Origin of the sequence: Staphylococcus massiliensis, assembly GCF_043186315.1 — a bacterium.
Classification (GTDB): Bacteria; Bacillota; Bacilli; order Staphylococcales; family Staphylococcaceae; genus Staphylococcus; species Staphylococcus massiliensis.
In genome coordinates, this window is sequence record NZ_CP171120.1 from 1 (window position 1) to 15,639 (window position 15,639).

Annotated in this window: 18 protein-coding genes and 3 pseudogenes; 7 read left to right on the plus strand and 14 right to left on the minus strand. The window is 31.4% G+C overall.

Annotation, left to right across the window (positions count from 1 at the left end):
• Window positions 1-78: 78 nt before the first annotated feature.
• Window positions 79-1,035 carry a replication initiator protein A gene (locus ACF3N8_RS11515; RefSeq protein WP_012817965.1) on the plus strand — a complete coding sequence of 319 codons (957 nt, stop codon included), beginning with the start codon at window positions 79-81 and terminating at the stop codon, window positions 1,033-1,035.
• Between the two features lie 457 nt (window positions 1,036-1,492).
• Here ACF3N8_RS11515 and ACF3N8_RS11520 read toward each other — a convergent pair.
• Window positions 1,493-2,167: pseudogene (locus ACF3N8_RS11520) on the minus strand (IS6 family transposase).
• Window positions 2,168-2,593: 426 nt separating this feature from the next.
• Window positions 2,594-2,773, minus strand: coding sequence for a hypothetical protein (locus tag ACF3N8_RS11525; protein WP_053028217.1), 180 nt, complete (start codon window positions 2,771-2,773; stop codon window positions 2,594-2,596).
• Window positions 2,774-3,028: 255 nt separating this feature from the next.
• Between ACF3N8_RS11525 and ACF3N8_RS11530 the strand changes: the two genes are divergently transcribed.
• Window positions 3,029-3,343 (plus strand): hypothetical protein, encoded by a 315-nt coding sequence (locus ACF3N8_RS11530; RefSeq protein ID WP_053028216.1) that lies wholly within the window; start codon window positions 3,029-3,031, stop codon window positions 3,341-3,343.
• Window positions 3,344-3,582: 239 nt separating this feature from the next.
• Here ACF3N8_RS11530 and ACF3N8_RS11535 read toward each other — a convergent pair whose 3' ends face one another.
• The 7 genes and pseudogenes from ACF3N8_RS11535 to ACF3N8_RS11565 all read right to left on the minus strand — a co-directional run bounded on the left by ACF3N8_RS11535 (window position 3,583) and on the right by ACF3N8_RS11565 (window position 8,366).
• Window positions 3,583-4,107 (minus strand): mobilization protein, encoded by a 525-nt coding sequence (locus tag ACF3N8_RS11535; RefSeq protein WP_012818146.1) that lies wholly within the window; start codon window positions 4,105-4,107, stop codon window positions 3,583-3,585.
• Window positions 4,091-5,098, minus strand: coding sequence for a relaxase/mobilization nuclease domain-containing protein (locus ACF3N8_RS11540; protein WP_392450462.1), 1,008 nt, complete (start codon window positions 5,096-5,098; stop codon window positions 4,091-4,093). Before ACF3N8_RS11540 ends, ACF3N8_RS11535 begins: the two co-directional genes overlap by 17 nt.
• A 168-nt stretch (window positions 5,099-5,266) precedes the next feature.
• A complete protein-coding gene (locus ACF3N8_RS11545; RefSeq protein ID WP_392450463.1) occupies window positions 5,267-5,650 on the minus strand; it encodes a plasmid mobilization protein in 384 nt (127 codons plus the stop codon).
• Between the two features lie 308 nt (window positions 5,651-5,958).
• Window positions 5,959-6,896, minus strand: a pseudogene (locus tag ACF3N8_RS11550) (replication initiation factor domain-containing protein).
• Between the two features lie 222 nt (window positions 6,897-7,118).
• Window positions 7,119-7,277 carry a hypothetical protein gene (locus ACF3N8_RS11555; RefSeq protein ID WP_039990919.1) on the minus strand — a complete coding sequence of 53 codons (159 nt, stop codon included), beginning with the start codon at window positions 7,275-7,277 and terminating at the stop codon, window positions 7,119-7,121.
• Between the two features lie 208 nt (window positions 7,278-7,485).
• Window positions 7,486-7,632, minus strand: a pseudogene (locus ACF3N8_RS11560) (DUF334 domain-containing protein); the annotation flags it as partial.
• 59 nt (window positions 7,633-7,691) lie between these two features.
• The gene (locus ACF3N8_RS11565; RefSeq protein ID WP_001105960.1) at window positions 7,692-8,366 is read right to left on the minus strand and encodes an IS6 family transposase; all 675 of its coding nucleotides are present in this window, start codon (window positions 8,364-8,366) and stop codon (window positions 7,692-7,694) included.
• A gap of 157 nt (window positions 8,367-8,523) precedes the next feature.
• Here ACF3N8_RS11565 and ACF3N8_RS11570 point away from each other — a divergent pair, with 157 nt between their 5' ends.
• Together ACF3N8_RS11570 and ACF3N8_RS11575 are read left to right on the plus strand one after the other, a co-directional pair.
• Window positions 8,524-8,907: an effector binding domain-containing protein gene (locus tag ACF3N8_RS11570; protein ID WP_058714228.1), complete on the plus strand. Its 384-nt coding sequence runs from the start codon at window positions 8,524-8,526 to the stop codon at window positions 8,905-8,907.
• A gap of 181 nt (window positions 8,908-9,088) precedes the next feature.
• The gene (locus tag ACF3N8_RS11575; protein WP_000228874.1) at window positions 9,089-9,190 is read left to right on the plus strand and encodes a type I toxin-antitoxin system Fst family toxin; all 102 of its coding nucleotides are present in this window, start codon (window positions 9,089-9,091) and stop codon (window positions 9,188-9,190) included.
• Window positions 9,191-9,425: 235 nt separating this feature from the next.
• Here the strand turns inward: ACF3N8_RS11575 and ACF3N8_RS11580 are convergent, their stop codons facing one another.
• Window positions 9,426-9,767, minus strand: a complete 342-nt coding sequence (locus tag ACF3N8_RS11580) for a helix-turn-helix domain-containing protein (RefSeq protein ID WP_064269183.1) — start codon at window positions 9,765-9,767, stop codon at window positions 9,426-9,428.
• A 372-nt stretch (window positions 9,768-10,139) separates the two neighbouring features.
• Here ACF3N8_RS11580 and ACF3N8_RS11585 point away from each other — a divergent pair, with 372 nt between their 5' ends.
• Together ACF3N8_RS11585 and ACF3N8_RS11590 are read left to right on the plus strand one after the other, a co-directional pair.
• Window positions 10,140-11,294: an MFS transporter gene (locus ACF3N8_RS11585; protein ID WP_145431063.1), complete on the plus strand. Its 1,155-nt coding sequence runs from the start codon at window positions 10,140-10,142 to the stop codon at window positions 11,292-11,294.
• 191 nt (window positions 11,295-11,485) lie between these two features.
• A complete protein-coding gene (locus tag ACF3N8_RS11590) occupies window positions 11,486-12,094 on the plus strand; it encodes a recombinase family protein (RefSeq protein WP_046838084.1) in 609 nt (202 codons plus the stop codon).
• A gap of 145 nt (window positions 12,095-12,239) precedes the next feature.
• Here the strand turns inward: ACF3N8_RS11590 and ACF3N8_RS11595 are convergent, their stop codons facing one another.
• The 3 genes from ACF3N8_RS11595 to ACF3N8_RS11605 form a co-directional block, all read right to left on the minus strand.
• Window positions 12,240-12,536, minus strand: a complete 297-nt coding sequence (locus tag ACF3N8_RS11595; protein WP_085060839.1) for a hypothetical protein — start codon at window positions 12,534-12,536, stop codon at window positions 12,240-12,242.
• 5 nt (window positions 12,537-12,541) lie between these two features.
• Window positions 12,542-12,760 carry a helix-turn-helix transcriptional regulator gene (locus tag ACF3N8_RS11600; RefSeq protein ID WP_041080882.1) on the minus strand — a complete coding sequence of 73 codons (219 nt, stop codon included), beginning with the start codon at window positions 12,758-12,760 and terminating at the stop codon, window positions 12,542-12,544.
• A 240-nt stretch (window positions 12,761-13,000) separates the two neighbouring features.
• On the minus strand, window positions 13,001-13,933 hold the full coding sequence (locus ACF3N8_RS11605; RefSeq protein ID WP_059748458.1) for a YafY family protein: 933 nt from the start codon (window positions 13,931-13,933) through the stop codon (window positions 13,001-13,003).
• Window positions 13,934-14,014: 81 nt separating this feature from the next.
• Between ACF3N8_RS11605 and ACF3N8_RS11610 the strand changes: the two genes are divergently transcribed.
• Window positions 14,015-14,443, plus strand: a complete 429-nt coding sequence (locus ACF3N8_RS11610) for a VOC family protein (protein ID WP_053033371.1) — start codon at window positions 14,015-14,017, stop codon at window positions 14,441-14,443.
• A 129-nt stretch (window positions 14,444-14,572) separates the two neighbouring features.
• On the opposite strand, the gene ACF3N8_RS11615 is transcribed toward ACF3N8_RS11610, so the two are convergent.
• Window positions 14,573-15,310 (minus strand): DUF536 domain-containing protein, encoded by a 738-nt coding sequence (locus ACF3N8_RS11615; RefSeq protein ID WP_011251343.1) that lies wholly within the window; start codon window positions 15,308-15,310, stop codon window positions 14,573-14,575.
• Window positions 15,311-15,639: the final 329 nt, after the last annotated feature.

Here is a 15,639-nt window from a genome sequence, read left to right on the forward strand (position 1 = left end):
TTGCAAGTCAAAAAGTTATGTGGGTTTGTAATGTTTTATTACCTCTATTCAAATTTAATTGGAAAGAGGTTTTTTATTATGTCTCGTAAAAATATTAAAAATCAAGCAAGTCAAAACTTTTATATGCTACATAAAGCATTATTTGTTAATGAAAAATATAAAAAATTAAGTGATAGTGCCAAAGTTACTTATGCAATTCTCAACGATAGAGTTAGCTTGTCGATTAAAAATAATTGGGTCGATGATAATGGGGATATATATTTCATTTTTACAAATGAAAGTCTCCAGAATATATTAGACAAAAGCAAGAATACAATTACTAAAATAAAAAAAGAACTTCAAGCAGTAGGGTTACTTGAACAAATACGTACAGGATTTAATAAACCTAATAAATTATATTTGCATGATATAGAAACTAATATTAGTGTAGAAAAAAGTATTCAATCCTCATCTATAACCTACAATGACAAGGAGTCCCAAAATTTGGGACTCCAGAATCCCGAAATTTGGGACTCCAGAAACTCAAAATTTGGGACTCCAGAATCCCAAATTTTAGACCCTAATGATACTGATTATAATGATACTGATTATATTAAGACTGAGAGTAATGATACGGATGATTTGAATGATAAGAAATTAACATATCCTAATAATCATACAAATCATTCAAATCACGACAATTCAAACTTTAATAATGAGGCTTTAAAATTCCAATTACTCGAAGAACTACCGCAAAGTATTCAAAACTATCTAAGTAACTTTGAAGTAACTGAAATTGAAATTATTAAAACTGTATTATTAAAAGCCAAAACATCTTTCAACAATACGATTGATAGTTATTACTTGTTAGAAGATATGGAAATCGAAATACTTCATGTTCTTAAACGTTTCAAAGCTATACTTATTCAAAAAAATGAAACCGTTGAAGCCATGCAAGGATACTTAATGAAATCTCTTAAATCTGAATTCGCTGAAATGCATACGCTTAATAAACGACGTGATCATTTACCAATCACTTCTTTATTTAATCAATAATGATTTAATTAGAGGGCATCTATTTAAAGATGCTCTCTTTTTAATTTACAAGTGGTTGCTAAGGCAACCACCTAGATCAAACGAAAGTAAGGGAGGGGATAACAAAATAACATCAACACAATGTCACAACATAGAATGCTGCTATTAAAGAAGGGAGGAACACATATGAGTAATAAGAAAAAGATTAAAGTTACATTGGCAATGGTTAATGTTCTTTTAACTGCAGTCGAACTTTATCTTCAATGGCAATTGAGTAAATCTGAAAATGAACTGTAGTTAAGCAAGCAGGTGGGACTAAAACAGAAACGTTTTAGTCCTATTTTTTTCTATAATATATTTATATTCGTTTAATAATGACTCAAACATGTCGCATAAGATGAAAAATAAAATGATCATTTAGCACTGTTTTAACTTTAAAAAATATAGCTAATCACTAATATATCATGTCAGTGTTCGTTTAACTTGCTAGCATGATGCTAATTTCGTGGCATGGGGAAAATCCGTAGATCTGAAGAGACCTACGGTTCTTTTTATATAGAGCGTAAATACATTCAATACCTTTTAAAGTATTCTTTGCCGTATTGATACTTTGATATCTTGTCTTTCTTACTTTAATATGACGGTGATCTTGCTCAATGAGGTTATTCAGATATTTCGATGTACAATGACAGTCAGGTTTAAGTTTAAAAGCTTTAATTATTTTAGCCATTGCTGCCTTCGTTGAAGGTGCCTGATCTGTAACTACCTTTTGAGGCTTACCAAATTGTTTAATGAGACGTTTGATAAACGCATATGCTGAATGATTATCTCGTTGCTTACGCAACCAAATATCTAATGTATGTCCCTCTGTATCAATGGCACGATATAAATAGCTCCATTTTCCTTTTATTTTGATATACGTCTCATCAATACGCCATTTGTAATAAGCTTTTTTATGCTTTTTCTTCCAAATTTGATATAAAATTGGGGCATATTCTTGAACTCAACGGTAGATCGTTGAATGATGAACGTTTACACCACGTTCTCTTAATATTTCAGATATATCACGATAGCTCAATGCATATCTTAGATAGTAGCCAACGGCTACAGTGATAACATCCTTGTTAAATTGTTTATATCTGAAATAGTTCATACAGAAGACTCCTTTTTGTTAAAATTATATTATAAATTCAACTTTGCAACAGAACCCAAAAAGTTGCCTTTAGCATCTCAAATCCATTGTCGCTCTAAGGATCATAAGGTGCCTAAAAAGGTTTTAAAAAGATTTATAAAAAGATATTAAAAAGTTCGGGGCATTTTGCCCCTCACAAATTCAAAAGACAAAAAGGAAAGCAACCACTTTTGTGGTTGCTTTTTTATTTATAAAAATCATTAAGTTATTACCCTTTAATGCATTATTCCAATTGCTTTATTGACATTGAGCCTCTGAACCCTTAATAAACCCTAAAACTGTCGACTCGTCGGTTTTATAGCTCACGCTATACCGACATTCGTTTAAACAGTTTAATTAAGGGTTCTTCTCAATGCACAATAAATTTTCTCGGCATAATAGCTTGTTCTACCTCTTTTTATTCTTTTTTAATACAAAATCGAGTAGTGTCATAAAAAGTGCAAAAAATAATGCAGTAACCAAGTTCAAATATACATGAAAATCAATTGCTGGTATTACTAAATCAAGTAAAGATTTTAAAATAAAAAACAAAACAAAAAAGTATATAAAATATAAAAAGATTTTCAAAACAAAACCACCTCTCCGAAAAAATCTATCACACTAAATCTCAAAGTTTAAAATATCTTTATTTGCAATTTTAAGGCACTTTTTAGAGCATTTAAGGGTAATTTATACAAATTTATTACCTAAAACTATTTAACGGCTCTTAAAACGCAAATATGAGCCAAGTATGAATAGTTTTCTAAAATATTACTGAAAACCTATCGCAAAAGATGATACTATCTACTCAAATAAATAATTCTATTTCTAGGAATGATTTGTATGTTAGAAAAAATAAAAAATATCGAACCAGAGCAATCAGTCGGAATTATATTATTAGCAATAATTTTAAGTTTTACTTTTATGGATTTACGTTTTGTTATACCTGCAGGATTGATTGTTATAGCAACTTTAATCATTTCTTTATACAAAATATTTACAGACTGGCGTTGGGCTTTAAAATTTTTAGGTTACATAGTTTATGCAGTTGTCGGAATAATTCTTATTATACTTTTTGGAATGACATTGCTCTTGATTGTCCCTTTAGCTTTATTATTCTTTATAGCTTTTTTGACATCGAGAAAAGACCGATTTTAGATTTTTACTTTATTGCCGTTGAGCCGCGGAACCCTTAACAAACCCAAAACTTGTCGAATGGTCGGCATAATAGCGTGTATTACTTTTTGTTTTTCTTTTCTGAATAAGGTAAATAAAAGATGACGAATAGAGCACATGCAATCGCTATAAAAGAACCTATAAAAACCAAATAATCTCCTCCTTTTTTAGCTTTATACAGTGTCTTTACGTATAAATATATATTTAACCTAAAAAATAGATTAAAGTCGCTCATACGCCTTAAAAATGGCATATATGAGTAAACTAAATAAGATGTAAGGCACAAAATAAAACATCACGATCAGATATCGCCATGGTGAATGACCTGTTTTTAAGACGTGGTTAATCCAGTCATAAAAATGTTGTACGCCTAATAAGTCGCCTAATGGACTTAAGACTACAAAAGTAATCATTACTAAGGCAACGATGAAAAACATCGCTGTAATCCCTTTAGTTAAACGATTGAACGCTTGATCATATTGTTTTATTGACGTTTCGTTCGTTGCGATGCGCTCATCAAGCGTTTTTTTATAGTCATCATGTGCTTTTTGTAGGTCTGATTGATGATTTTGAAACTCTTTAACTAGATTTTGTGTTTGTGATTTCACATCTTCTAATTCTTGTTGGATTGCTGATTGAAAATCTTGTTTTAAATTATCGTTATTAATACGTTCCACATAGTGTTTTGCAACGCTAATAAATCTTTTTTGGGTTTTTTCTGTGGCTTGATTAAAGTTCAAGGCCATAGTCTCTATCGTTGTCAATAATTGTTCGTGACGCTTGTTCCGCTCGTTCTCTCTCTTCTCGATCTCTTCGAGCCTTTTCATCAGCAAGTCTTGCTGACTCTGCAGCTTGTCGGCGACGCTCAAGCTCATTTGTGTCTTGGGCGAATTTATCCCAATCTGATTGAGTGACGCCTGTATCTCGTTGAGTTGGTTCATCACGGTTTGAAGTTGGTCGTTTTGGCTGGATGTCGTTGTCATCTTCTCGTTCTTGCTGTTGTCGTTGTATTTGTCTTTCAAAGCCATCTTCTATGCCCCCTTTGTTATAATCTTCACCTAATCGACGGCCACGGACTTTTTTATCTTCAGCTAGATGTCGATAGGTAATGCTCTTAGGTGTAACTCGTGCAATTTCAATGCCATATTGACTTAAATGCTCTTTAAATTCGTCCATATTTGTGGCTTTTGATTGGTCGATTGCTTCACGTATTTCATCTTTCCATGAATATTGGGCGGTTGATTTTGTATTAGGATCAGCAATCGCTTTTTCTGTTTGTGTATAACGTAAGCGTGCTGTATCTTTTTCTGGCACGCTTAAGCCATGTTCGCGACATACGTTGTCATTAAAGTCTCTTAAATCACGTAAGGCTTGCTTGTTGTTATTGAACTTTTTACCTGTTTCAAGATTAACGGCATTAATCACAATATGATTATGTATGTGATCAGTATCACAATGTGTATAAACAGCCACTTGATGATTGGTTGCGAATTTTTCAGCTAATGCTAAGCCTAGTTGATTACATTGTTCTGAGGTTACTTCGCCTGGTTTAAATGACTGGATAACTACATGACCTTCGTTGTCACCTGTTTTTCCGTATAGTTCACGTGTGGCTTTAAAACTACTTTTGGCATAGTCTATGTCACAGTTTAAGCCACTTTTTTCTTCAGCCCGTTTTTCAGCGTAATTGATGGCACGTGACGTTGATTTCGTCGCACTTAATTTAGTTGTTGCCACTATTATCATCTCGTTTATTCGGTTTAGTTAAAATATCAGTTAAAATGCCCCATAATGCGAAAACTAATACAAATAAAAGAGAATACTTGTGATTAATATAATCTGTTGTGAAAGAAAGAACAGCATAAGTAATTACAAATATGAATAAGAGTAAAAAAGAAACTATTCTTATTTTAGCCTTTGCCATATGTCATCCAACCTTTCTCGCAATTCATGGATATTATATTCTAATGCTTCATAATTCGGTGCTTCATGTTGATGTTGGTTGCAATATTTAGCGATTTGGTTTGCGTTTGCCCCCAACATACTTAAATCTTTGGCAATCGATTGTCGCGTTTCTTTATCAAATTTAGGTGCGACCAATCGACTGCCTTGTGCCTTTTTCTTAACGAAAGCAGGCACACTCATATTTAAAGTGTCAGCCGATTGCTTTAACTTTAAATATTCGGATTCGCTCACACGAAAACTAATTTGTTTCGGCTCCTTACGGTTGGGTTTATGGTTTTGCCCAACAGTTACGTTGCTAGCCACAAAATGGTTTTGTTCGCTCATACATCCCACCACGCTTTCTACGAAAGATATTACTTAATATAAATTTAGATTATATGATAATCTAAATTTAATCAAGTAATATAGTGGTTTGGCAAGCACTGGCTTTGCTATCCACTTCGTTCTAGCACGCCGTACTTGATGGGATTATATCCCATACCCTTTATGTTTTTGCTTACGCAAAAAATGAGTGGTAAAATGCTAGCCACTCATAGTTCAAAACCAAATTCAAATTCAAAACCTATGCAACCAAAAATGTGGTTGCTATACGTTCATAAATTTTATGATCACTTACGTGTATAAAATTTAATTCACTTCCAAAATCTAAATTCACGCTGCCAAAAATCAATCTGCTTTTGCAATTGTTTTTCGTTCGCTTTTAAAGTCGATTTCATTAATTCCGTTAAATCAATTGGAGATATTTCAGTCATAAGTTTACGCATTTTGTATTTTCTTCTACGTTCTAATTTTCCCCACTCATTCTCATCAAACAACAACGCCATAATTGTGTGGCGTTCTGTAGCTTTTTCGATTGTTGTATAATCAGGTTTTAATATATGCAAATCGTCAAAACACCCATTCCACATATCAACCATATTTCGTTTTAGTTCAATTTCTACACGCCATAAATGTTCAGACATAACTTCAACATCTGCATTGTCTTTACGCTCTTTTTTCTTGTTATAAATTCTGATAAATCTATCACTATCACGAGAACCAAAGTACTTTGTTTCTGCAATGCCACTTGTTCCGTAAAAAACGGTTTTTTTCAACGCTTTATCTGACATAGCATAGTAATCGCTCAAATCATCTTCAAAATCAAAAGCTAAATCTAATCTCGTAAAACCGTCATCTTCCATGTAGTCGATAATATTTTGTTTTAACCAAATCATTTCTTCATGTGTAAGTTTATTTGGATTAAATTCGACACGCATATTACGTCTGTCCCAAGTATCTGCTTTCACTTTGTCATATTCGATATAAACTTTTTCTTGCAGTGCTTTAGCTTTAAATTTCGTTTGTAGTATATCCCAAAGTCGTATTTGTGGCTCTACACTCATAAATTCAGATAGCTTTTTAGCATTATTTTTGTTCAAATTCCCAACGATTGTCATCGCATCAAAACTTAATTTTGGGTGGGGGGGGTGTCATCAATATGTACACCTAACCGGCTATTAGAGTAGCCGGTTTTAGAAAAAATTTCTAAATCCTTATTTTGTAAGTGGCTTGAATGATTTTCCTTACTCATAAAAAAATCGACTCCTTATCTAAAAAGAAGTCGTCCACCCAAATATATATCTTGATGTATGCATAAATATCGTTTAATATCGAGATATACAAAATACTCAAAAACATAAATGTTTTTTAAGGTAGTCGCACACAAACTTTGGTAGGGGCGTGGGCGACTTCTTTTTTTATTTTGTTATTAATATAACACTATCAAAAGGCTTGGTCTAATTTGATCAAGTCTTTATTTATTTTCTTTTTTCATATCTTCATATTGCCCAACAGCAATTCCAATTACTATCCCTGCTGCTGCACCTAAAGGACCCATAATAAGAAACAGGAATACACCAAAAATAATCATATAAGAAAAAGTGTTCGAATATTTTCTGAAAAAGTTTGCCATATTAAATCTAACCTCCTCTTTAAAAATACTAAAGATTATTGCATTATTCCAATTCCTCTATTTGCCGACGATTCTGCGCTCCTTAATAATCCTAAAGCTGTCCATCGGTCGATTTGATAGCTGACGCTATCCGACCGCTGGCGCTTTTAGTCTAATTAAGGGCTCTCATCGACAAATAGATTTTCTCGGCATAATAGCGTGCTTATCCTTAGAAAAAGACTTCGAATTTTTTTCTAATCCATTCATAAAGATAAATAAAACCACCTATCGCAACAATATAAGGTAATCCATAAGCAATATACCAAATAAATGTCATAAAGCCCTCAGACGCTTTAATTTTACTTGATATTGCTTTTGGTTCTGTTGCAAAGTAAAAAATATAGCTAATCACTAATATATCATGTCAGTGTTCGTTTAACTTGCTAGCATGATGCTAATTTCGTGGCATGGGGAAAATCCGTAGATCTGAAGAGACCTACGGTTCTTTTTATATAGAGCGTAAATACATTCAATACCTTTTAAAGTATTCTTTGCCGTATTGATACTTTGATATCTTGTCTTTCTTACTTTAATATGACGGTGATCTTGCTCAATGAGGTTATTCAGATATTTCGATGTACAATGACAGTCAGGTTTAAGTTTAAAAGCTTTAATTATTTTAGCCATTGCTGCCTTCGTTGAAGGTGCCTGATCTGTAACTACCTTTTGAGGCTTACCAAATTGTTTAATGAGACGTTTGATAAACGCATATGCTGAATGATTATCTCGTTGCTTACGCAACCAAATATCTAATGTATGTCCCTCTGTATCAATGGCACGATATAAATAGCTCCATTTTCCTTTTATTTTGATATACGTCTCATCAATACGCCATTTGTAATAAGCTTTTTTATGCTTTTTCTTCCAAATTTGATATAAAATTGGGGCATATTCTTGAACCCAACGGTAGATCGTTGAATGATGAACGTTTACACCACGTTCTCTTAATATTTCAGATATATCACGATAGCTCAATGCATATCTTAGATAGTAGCCAACGGCTACAGTGATAACATCCTTGTTAAATTGTTTATATCTGAAATAGTTCATACAGAAGACTCCTTTTTGTTAAAATTATATTATAAATTCAACTTTGCAACAGAACCGACAAGTTTTGGGATTGTTAAGGGTTCCGAGGCTCAACGTCAATAAAGCAATTGGAATAAAGCAATGTTTTTAGTAAATTAAAAAGAAAAGGGGTTTTTTTATGAAGCTGTACGTTAACGAAATTGTTAGAACAAATAACTTTGAAGATGATGATATTATGAATAAAATTTTAGGGATGTGGGATACTTTTTATAAAAAAAATGATGATTATAAAGGGGAAGTATATGCAATTTATCATGATTATGAATCGGATTATAAAGGTGATTATTCATTAGCTTTGTGTACAGAAGATATTTCGTCAGATAAATTTTTCGAAGTTGACTTTGCTAATAGTATTGAATACAAGTGTTCTGGAAAAGATGAAATTGCAAACGTATGGAAACGTATTTGGGAAGATGAAGAAGAGAACAAAATTCAAAGAAAATATGATATTGATTGCGAAGAATATAAAGAAGATGGGTCAGTTGTTATACATCTTTTTTAGCTTTTATGAAACGAGTTGAAAACGAGTTTCTTCTTGTCTTGATACTATAAAAATAAGCAAAGATATAACATAAAATGACTTATCGGAAGTCTTATATCATCGTATATTCGGAGATGATATAATATATAGGTCGCCTATCTCTCAGGCGTCAATTCAGACGTAGAGAGGAGGTGCATATCAGATGGTCGAAGCTCTTGTTCACATCACGACCACAGTCATCAGTGGTTGTATTGTTGCGTTATTTACGCATTGGCTACGTACACGTAACAATAAGAAAAAATAGGCGATATTAGCCAACACCTAAAAATCCCCTCACTATTGCGAGTAGTGAGGGGATTGGTGCATATAATGCACGAAGCTCTTGTTAAATATATTATAACACCATAGTGGATAGGAATGCAAAAGATCAAAAACAAAAAAGAAAGACTTAAAACCTAATTAATTCTGTAATTAAAAAAAGTATTTTTATTATATTCTCATCAATGGGGGAGTAGTTCAAATATATCTATGTATAACTTTTATTTCCGTTCCTTTCGTATTCCCTTTATGAATTCCTCATGGATAAACCCCCAATCACACATAGCACTTAATACGGGCTCCAATGATTTTCCATGTTTAGATAAAGAATATTCTACTTTTGGAGGGATTTCGTGATAAACAACACGAGTGATTAGGCCATCCCTTTCTAAGTCTCTAAGTTGTTGCGTTAGTACACCCTGTGTTATTTCAGGAATTAAATGTCTCAATTCTCCGAAACGTTTTGTGCCTTTTACTAAAAGAATAAATAATATATAAGGCTTCCACTTACTACCAATTACTTGAAGCGTGGTAACAATTCTATATTTTGATTGTTCATCCAACAGAGTATCTCCCCTTTAAAATAACAATGTATAATCATAAATTCGTACTAAGTATATTAATCATATCAAATGAAAAGAACAAAAATAATAAATTAGCCTGATAGATTTCTTGTTTTGTATATATGGATAATTTAACAAAAAAATAGGAGTTATTATATCGTACGTGATTGAATTAGTACCTTTTAACATACTAAGTATGAAAGATATGTCTACTTTTCAATCTGAATTTAGATCGGCATAATTATTATAAAGTACAAAATACTTTGTACATATAAAGAAACAATATACCTTCCATTTATTTCATCTTGTAATGAACAGTGTTCTATCATTTTTCGTACTTTTAGGTAAATATTTGAAATTGGAGTTGATTAAATGCCCTTTGTAATTTATGTATTAGGATTACTTATTTTTGCACAAACAACATCAGAATTTATGGTCGCTGGTATAATGCCAGTTCTTTCGGAAGAGTTTGGCGTATCTATCTCTTCTATTGGTTACCTTATTTCAGCTTATTCGGCAGGTATGGTCATCGGAGGCCCCATACTTACCTTAGCTTTACTTAAAGTGGCTCGAAAAAAAGCCCTGTTGACTCTTACTTTTGTGTATTTAATAGGTCAGATACTTGGGGCGATGGCACCTAATTATGAGATAATGTTCGTAGCACGTTTAATTACGGGAATTAGTTCTGCTGCTTGTTTTGGTCTATGTATGGCGATTGCTTTTCAATTAGTGAGTGCGCATACTCGCGGACGTGCTGCTTCCATTGTTTTGGGTGGTTTAATGCTGGCAACCGCAGCTGGTCTTCCAATTACTATTATGGTAGAACAATATTTTGGATGGCGCGCTAGCTTTTGGACTATTGCCTTATTAGTTTTATTAGCAGGCATATTAGCATATATCTTTATTCCATCTGTTGCTCAACAAGAACAGACCAGTGTTCGAAAAGAACTTGGTTTATTTAAAAATTATTCTTTATGGGCGGCTTATGTAACAAGTATGGTAGTTATAGGTGCAATTATTACAGGATTTAGTTACTTTACACCAATTTTAACTAGTATTTCGGGAGTTAAATCGACAACCGTTCCTTATATTCTTGCTGGTTATGGTATAGCAATGGTAATAGGGAATATTATTGTGGGTCGATTGGCTGATACTTATATGATTTCAGTTTTAGTTGTAGGACTTAGCGTCTTGACAGTTACCTTTGTGGTGTTTGGACTTTTTACAGAACTTCCTATGATTGCTGTAATTTCAATAATCACTGTTGGTTTTGTAGGATTATCAATGAATCCTGCTTTAGCCATTCGCGTAACTAGAGTTGGTGGTACAGGTACATTAGTTGCCAGTGTCCATAATTCGATGATTAATTTAGGAAATACATTTGGTCCTGCGATTGGTGGGTTCGCTATTGAGGCTGGATTTGGATTAGCTTCTCCATTATGGGTCGGTTTAATTTTATCTATTATTGCTCTAATATCTTTATTACCTATTGTTAGAGGTAATATCCCTTTTCTTAATACTAAATAGGTGGTCAACATGTCTATAGAAAAATAATGGCTCTGTTGCAAAGTTAAAAATCATGTAATATTTATTTTTAGTAAGTTTTAATTATAGATATGTATACTTTGAGTACACCCTAATCATACAAAGTAGATTGTTGAAATTACAGCAACCTACATGTATGATTAGGGTGTATATTAAATGTGGAGTGAAAATAAATGATTATAGGATATGCGAGAGTATCTTCGATAGATCAAAACTTAGAAAGACAATTGGATAATTTAAAGACGCTTGGTGTAGAGAAAATCTTTACAGAGAAGCAATCAGGAAAATCAGTTGAAAATAGACCTGTATTTCAAGAAGCCCTTAATTTTGTAAGAATGGGAGATCGATTCGTTGTGGAGTCTATTGATCGTTTAGGACGTAATTATGATGAAATTATTGAAACTGTGAATTACTTAAAAGAAAAAGACGTTCAGTTAATGATTACAAGTTTACCTATGATGAATGAAGTTATTGGTAATCCATTACTAGATAAGTTTATGAAAGATTTAATCGTTCAAATTTTAGCAATGGTTTCAGAACAAGAGAGAAATGAAAGTAAACGTCGACAAGCTCAAGGTATCCAAGTTGCGAAATACAAAGGGGTATATAAAGGGCGCCCTTTACTTTATTCACCGAACGCAAAAGATCCTCAGAAACGTGTTATCTATCATCGAGTTGTCGAAATGTTAGAAGAAGGGAAAGCAATTAGTAAGATTGCGAAAGAGGTTAATATTACAAGACAGACAGTTTATAGAATTAAACATGATAAGGGATTATCTTGATAAATGGGATGTCAATGCAAATGAGAGCTTCTCACAGCGTCTGAAAACTTATGGTGATCAATTATTCTGAGATTTTAATATTAAAACAAGAAAAGAGAGAACAAAAATGTTCTCTCTTTTCTTAATAGTCATTGTTTTTTTTTATTTATGAAGTTTTTTGGTGTATGGCGAATACTGATATCGAAACAAGTAAGGCGCTTAAAGAGATTATTAATATAATTATGTTTAATATTGTTTGTGCTGACCAAGAATATATAGATGCTAATACTTCAGTTATTACAAGTAATACAAGACAAGTGACAAACCCATAGGCATATGCTTGATTTATAATCATCGTTCCTCTTTCATCATTATTTCTTTTTGCAAACATCGCTACTGCCACCATCAATCCCCCTGTTATTACTGCAAATATTGCTAATAATATAGAAACGGTATAACTCATAGTATCTACTCCTTATAGTTAAAGATTTCTTCTATTGTTACGTTAAATAGTCTTGATAATTTAAATGCTAATACAAGTGAAGGGCTATATTTATTTTTTTCAATAGAGTTAATTGTTTGTCGACTGACGCCTACTTGATTAGCTAACTCATTTTGAGATATATCGAATTTTGCCCTTAAAATTTTAAGTTGGTTCGTTAATTCTCCACTTTCAAATTTAGCCAATAGCTTCACCTCTTTATATGAATTGTAAAATAAAATTTACTTAATGTAAAGTTTTTTTGTCATAGAGTAAAAATAATACACATACATTTTTGTATGTGTATTAAACATTCCAAATTCATATGTCAAAAACGATCGTTTATAACGCAATCATGATGAGAGTATTAATACAGTTAATTATTTGAAATACTTTAGTTTACATAATAAAGTGTTATAGGAACTAAAAGTGTATATCATATCCATTTAATAATAATCTAAAATCTCTTGTAAGTCTTGTTTTATATTATTACGCAAACTCTCTGGGCTTAAAACCTTTACATTTTTGCCACAAGATATAATGATTTTTGAGACAAAGTTCACATCTTCTTTATTTATGCCTATTTTTAATATATATGTATCATCTAACTTATCTATAGTAATATTAGACCACAGATGATTTTGTAATAAATCTACTCCTATTTCATTACATTCAATAGTTATATTTATTTTGGATTCGTTTCTTATTAAGTACTGTTTGTAATTTTTCATATTAATATTTGGGATTTCATCCACAAATGTTGTTTCATATATCTCCTCAATTTTATTTAAGTTAAATAATCTCACGATTTTAGTGTTAACATTCGCCGTCACAAAATACCACACATTATTCTTATATGTTAACCCTATCCCTTGATAAATATAAGTAAGTTGTTTAGATCCATAAGCTAAAGTGAATTGCTTTTTAAGTACTGTAAAATTTATAACTTTCTTAAAAATATCATTAGAATATTCGTTTCCTATTTCAACATTAAAGTATTCAAACATATTTTTGTATTGATTAATAATCGATTTTTGCACTTCTGTAGAATTGTTATATATTTTATTTACTATACTTGTATATTCAGATGAAAATGGGAGACTTTTTAAATTAGAAATACTCGACAAAGCAAAATATAAAGATTTAATTTCTTCATCATTTAAATCAATTCTTGTGATATGAGCCTTTCTAATAACTTTATATCCTCCATTCTTTCCTCCATTACTGTATAAAGGCACCCCTAGTTCTTGAATATCTTTAATATCTCTCAAAGCTGTACTTTTTGAAATCTTAAATTCTTCCATTACATCTTTTAATTTGAAATTTCGATTATTATTACAAAATTCTATTAGATTATAAAGTCTGATAGTTTTATTCATAAATTTTCCTTTCGGTGTCTATAACTGACACCTTTAAGTAATATTATAACTATATAACAAATTATTGAAGGAGGAAAATATATGAATTTTGAAGTTAGTCCATATTTTTTAATCACTAATAATGCAGAAAAATTAAGAATACGCTTAGAAGAATTATTTAATGCAAATACAGTTTATATACAAAGAATAAAAGATAGACCATTAGAAGCGCGTAAAGATGTTGATGAAAGAGATTTAGAAAAAATTGATCAATGTGTTATTTTATTTGGTGATGTGAAATTAATGATTGCAGATGATACTGAAGGACTTCCAATTACTAAAGGAAATAATGTTTCTTTGTGTGTGACATTCGAAAATGTCGAAGACACAAAGAGAATTTATGATAAATTCGTTGAATTAGGCTCTGAAATTTTATTACCTTTTGCTCCGAAATTTTACACGGAAGGTTACGGATATGTTAAAGATGAATTCGGAATTGCTTATCATCTCTTTACCAAAAGAAAAAATTAAAAAAAGAGCATATATCATATGCTCTTTTTTTAATCATAATTTACATAATCGATGATTATCAGAAGTTCCAGCACTATAAAAGGTGTATCAAGGGTTTATAAACCCTTGATACACCTTTTACATTCATTTTTAATTACCGAAGAATCGACTCCAAAATCCTTTTTTAGGTGGTTCTACCTCCTTATTATCGTCAGGATCACTCTTCGTTTCTTCAACGAACTTATCTTCTTTTATTAATTCACCTTCATTTGTACTGTCATTCTCTTTCTCTTCGGCTATATCCTTGTAATTTACTTCTGTTGGTTGACACTTTGTTTGTTGTTGATTGATATTTTGTGATTCTTCAGTAAAAGTTGCTTCTTGCGGATCAATATTTTGTCTATTATTCGTCGCTGTATCAAAAGAATAATTAAGCTGTCTTTCTTCTTCTAATTGGCTTTCTAGTTTTTGAATCTTTTTATTACTTTCTAATGCTAATACTTGTTGGTTTTCAAGTAATTTCGACCTTTCTTGTAATTCTTTTCTATAAAATTCTATTGTCGTTTCATGACGTTTTTCTTGTTTTTCAAGTTGTTTATTTAAAGTATCTATTTGCTTTTCGAGTAGTTCAATTATTTGAACATCATATTTAGATTCGTTTTTTTTATTATCTGTTTTAACTTTCTCTGAACTTATATTAGTACTTTCAAAGCCATATTTCTTTTTATTTCTGATTACTCTTTGAATGATTTTTTCTACATCAACATCATTTTTAATGAATGAAGTATTATCCTGTTTTACTGTTTCTATATTCAATCTTTTTATATTATTAAATACAGTCTGTTTACTAACTTCCAATTCTTCACTTATTTCTTTAACGCTCTTCATATCTTCAACCCTTTATAAACACTTTATCAACCCTTTATAAACACTTTATCAACCCTTTATAAATAAATTTTATCATAAATACTTTTATAAAGGGAGCTTGAGCAGTCTTAAAAAACCTTTTATAAACAGTTGACAAGATCATCGTCAACTGTTTATAAAAGGTTTTTAGTGGGATTATAATATCTTTTATATGTTCTTTTTTAATGATATAATGTTCATAATACGTTTTAGTCCCAACTACTGGTAATAGTTGGGACTGGGTAATAAAACGTTACAATACGTTAGCTATTTAATTTGATATATGTATTATATACAACAATATCTACAGT

What these genes read in the sequence shown, in the direction of transcription:
- ACF3N8_RS11575 (WP_000228874.1), top strand. Translation starts at nt 9,089, where the DNA reads ATGGTCGAAGCTCTTGTTCACATCACGACCACAGTCATCAGTGGTTGT.
- ACF3N8_RS11535 (WP_012818146.1), bottom strand. Translation starts at nt 4,107, where the DNA reads ATGGCCTTGAACTTTAATCAAGCCACAGAAAAAACCCAAAAAAGATTT.
- ACF3N8_RS11610 (WP_053033371.1), top strand. Translation starts at nt 14,015, where the DNA reads ATGAATTTTGAAGTTAGTCCATATTTTTTAATCACTAATAATGCAGAA.
- ACF3N8_RS11565 (WP_001105960.1), bottom strand. Translation starts at nt 8,366, where the DNA reads ATGAACTATTTCAGATATAAACAATTTAACAAGGATGTTATCACTGTA.
- ACF3N8_RS11530 (WP_053028216.1), top strand. Translation starts at nt 3,029, where the DNA reads ATGTTAGAAAAAATAAAAAATATCGAACCAGAGCAATCAGTCGGAATT.
- ACF3N8_RS11595 (WP_085060839.1), bottom strand. Translation starts at nt 12,536, where the DNA reads ATGAGTTATACCGTTTCTATATTATTAGCAATATTTGCAGTAATAACA.
- ACF3N8_RS11545 (WP_392450463.1), bottom strand. Translation starts at nt 5,650, where the DNA reads ATGAGCGAACAAAACCATTTTGTGGCTAGCAACGTAACTGTTGGGCAA.
- ACF3N8_RS11555 (WP_039990919.1), bottom strand. Translation starts at nt 7,277, where the DNA reads ATGGCAAACTTTTTCAGAAAATATTCGAACACTTTTTCTTATATGATT.
- ACF3N8_RS11515 (WP_012817965.1), top strand. Translation starts at nt 79, where the DNA reads ATGTCTCGTAAAAATATTAAAAATCAAGCAAGTCAAAACTTTTATATG.
- ACF3N8_RS11615 (WP_011251343.1), bottom strand. Translation starts at nt 15,310, where the DNA reads ATGAAGAGCGTTAAAGAAATAAGTGAAGAATTGGAAGTTAGTAAACAG.
- ACF3N8_RS11605 (WP_059748458.1), bottom strand. Translation starts at nt 13,933, where the DNA reads ATGAATAAAACTATCAGACTTTATAATCTAATAGAATTTTGTAATAAT.
- ACF3N8_RS11590 (WP_046838084.1), top strand. Translation starts at nt 11,486, where the DNA reads ATGATTATAGGATATGCGAGAGTATCTTCGATAGATCAAAACTTAGAA.
- ACF3N8_RS11570 (WP_058714228.1), top strand. Translation starts at nt 8,524, where the DNA reads ATGAAGCTGTACGTTAACGAAATTGTTAGAACAAATAACTTTGAAGAT.
- ACF3N8_RS11585 (WP_145431063.1), top strand. Translation starts at nt 10,140, where the DNA reads ATGCCCTTTGTAATTTATGTATTAGGATTACTTATTTTTGCACAAACA.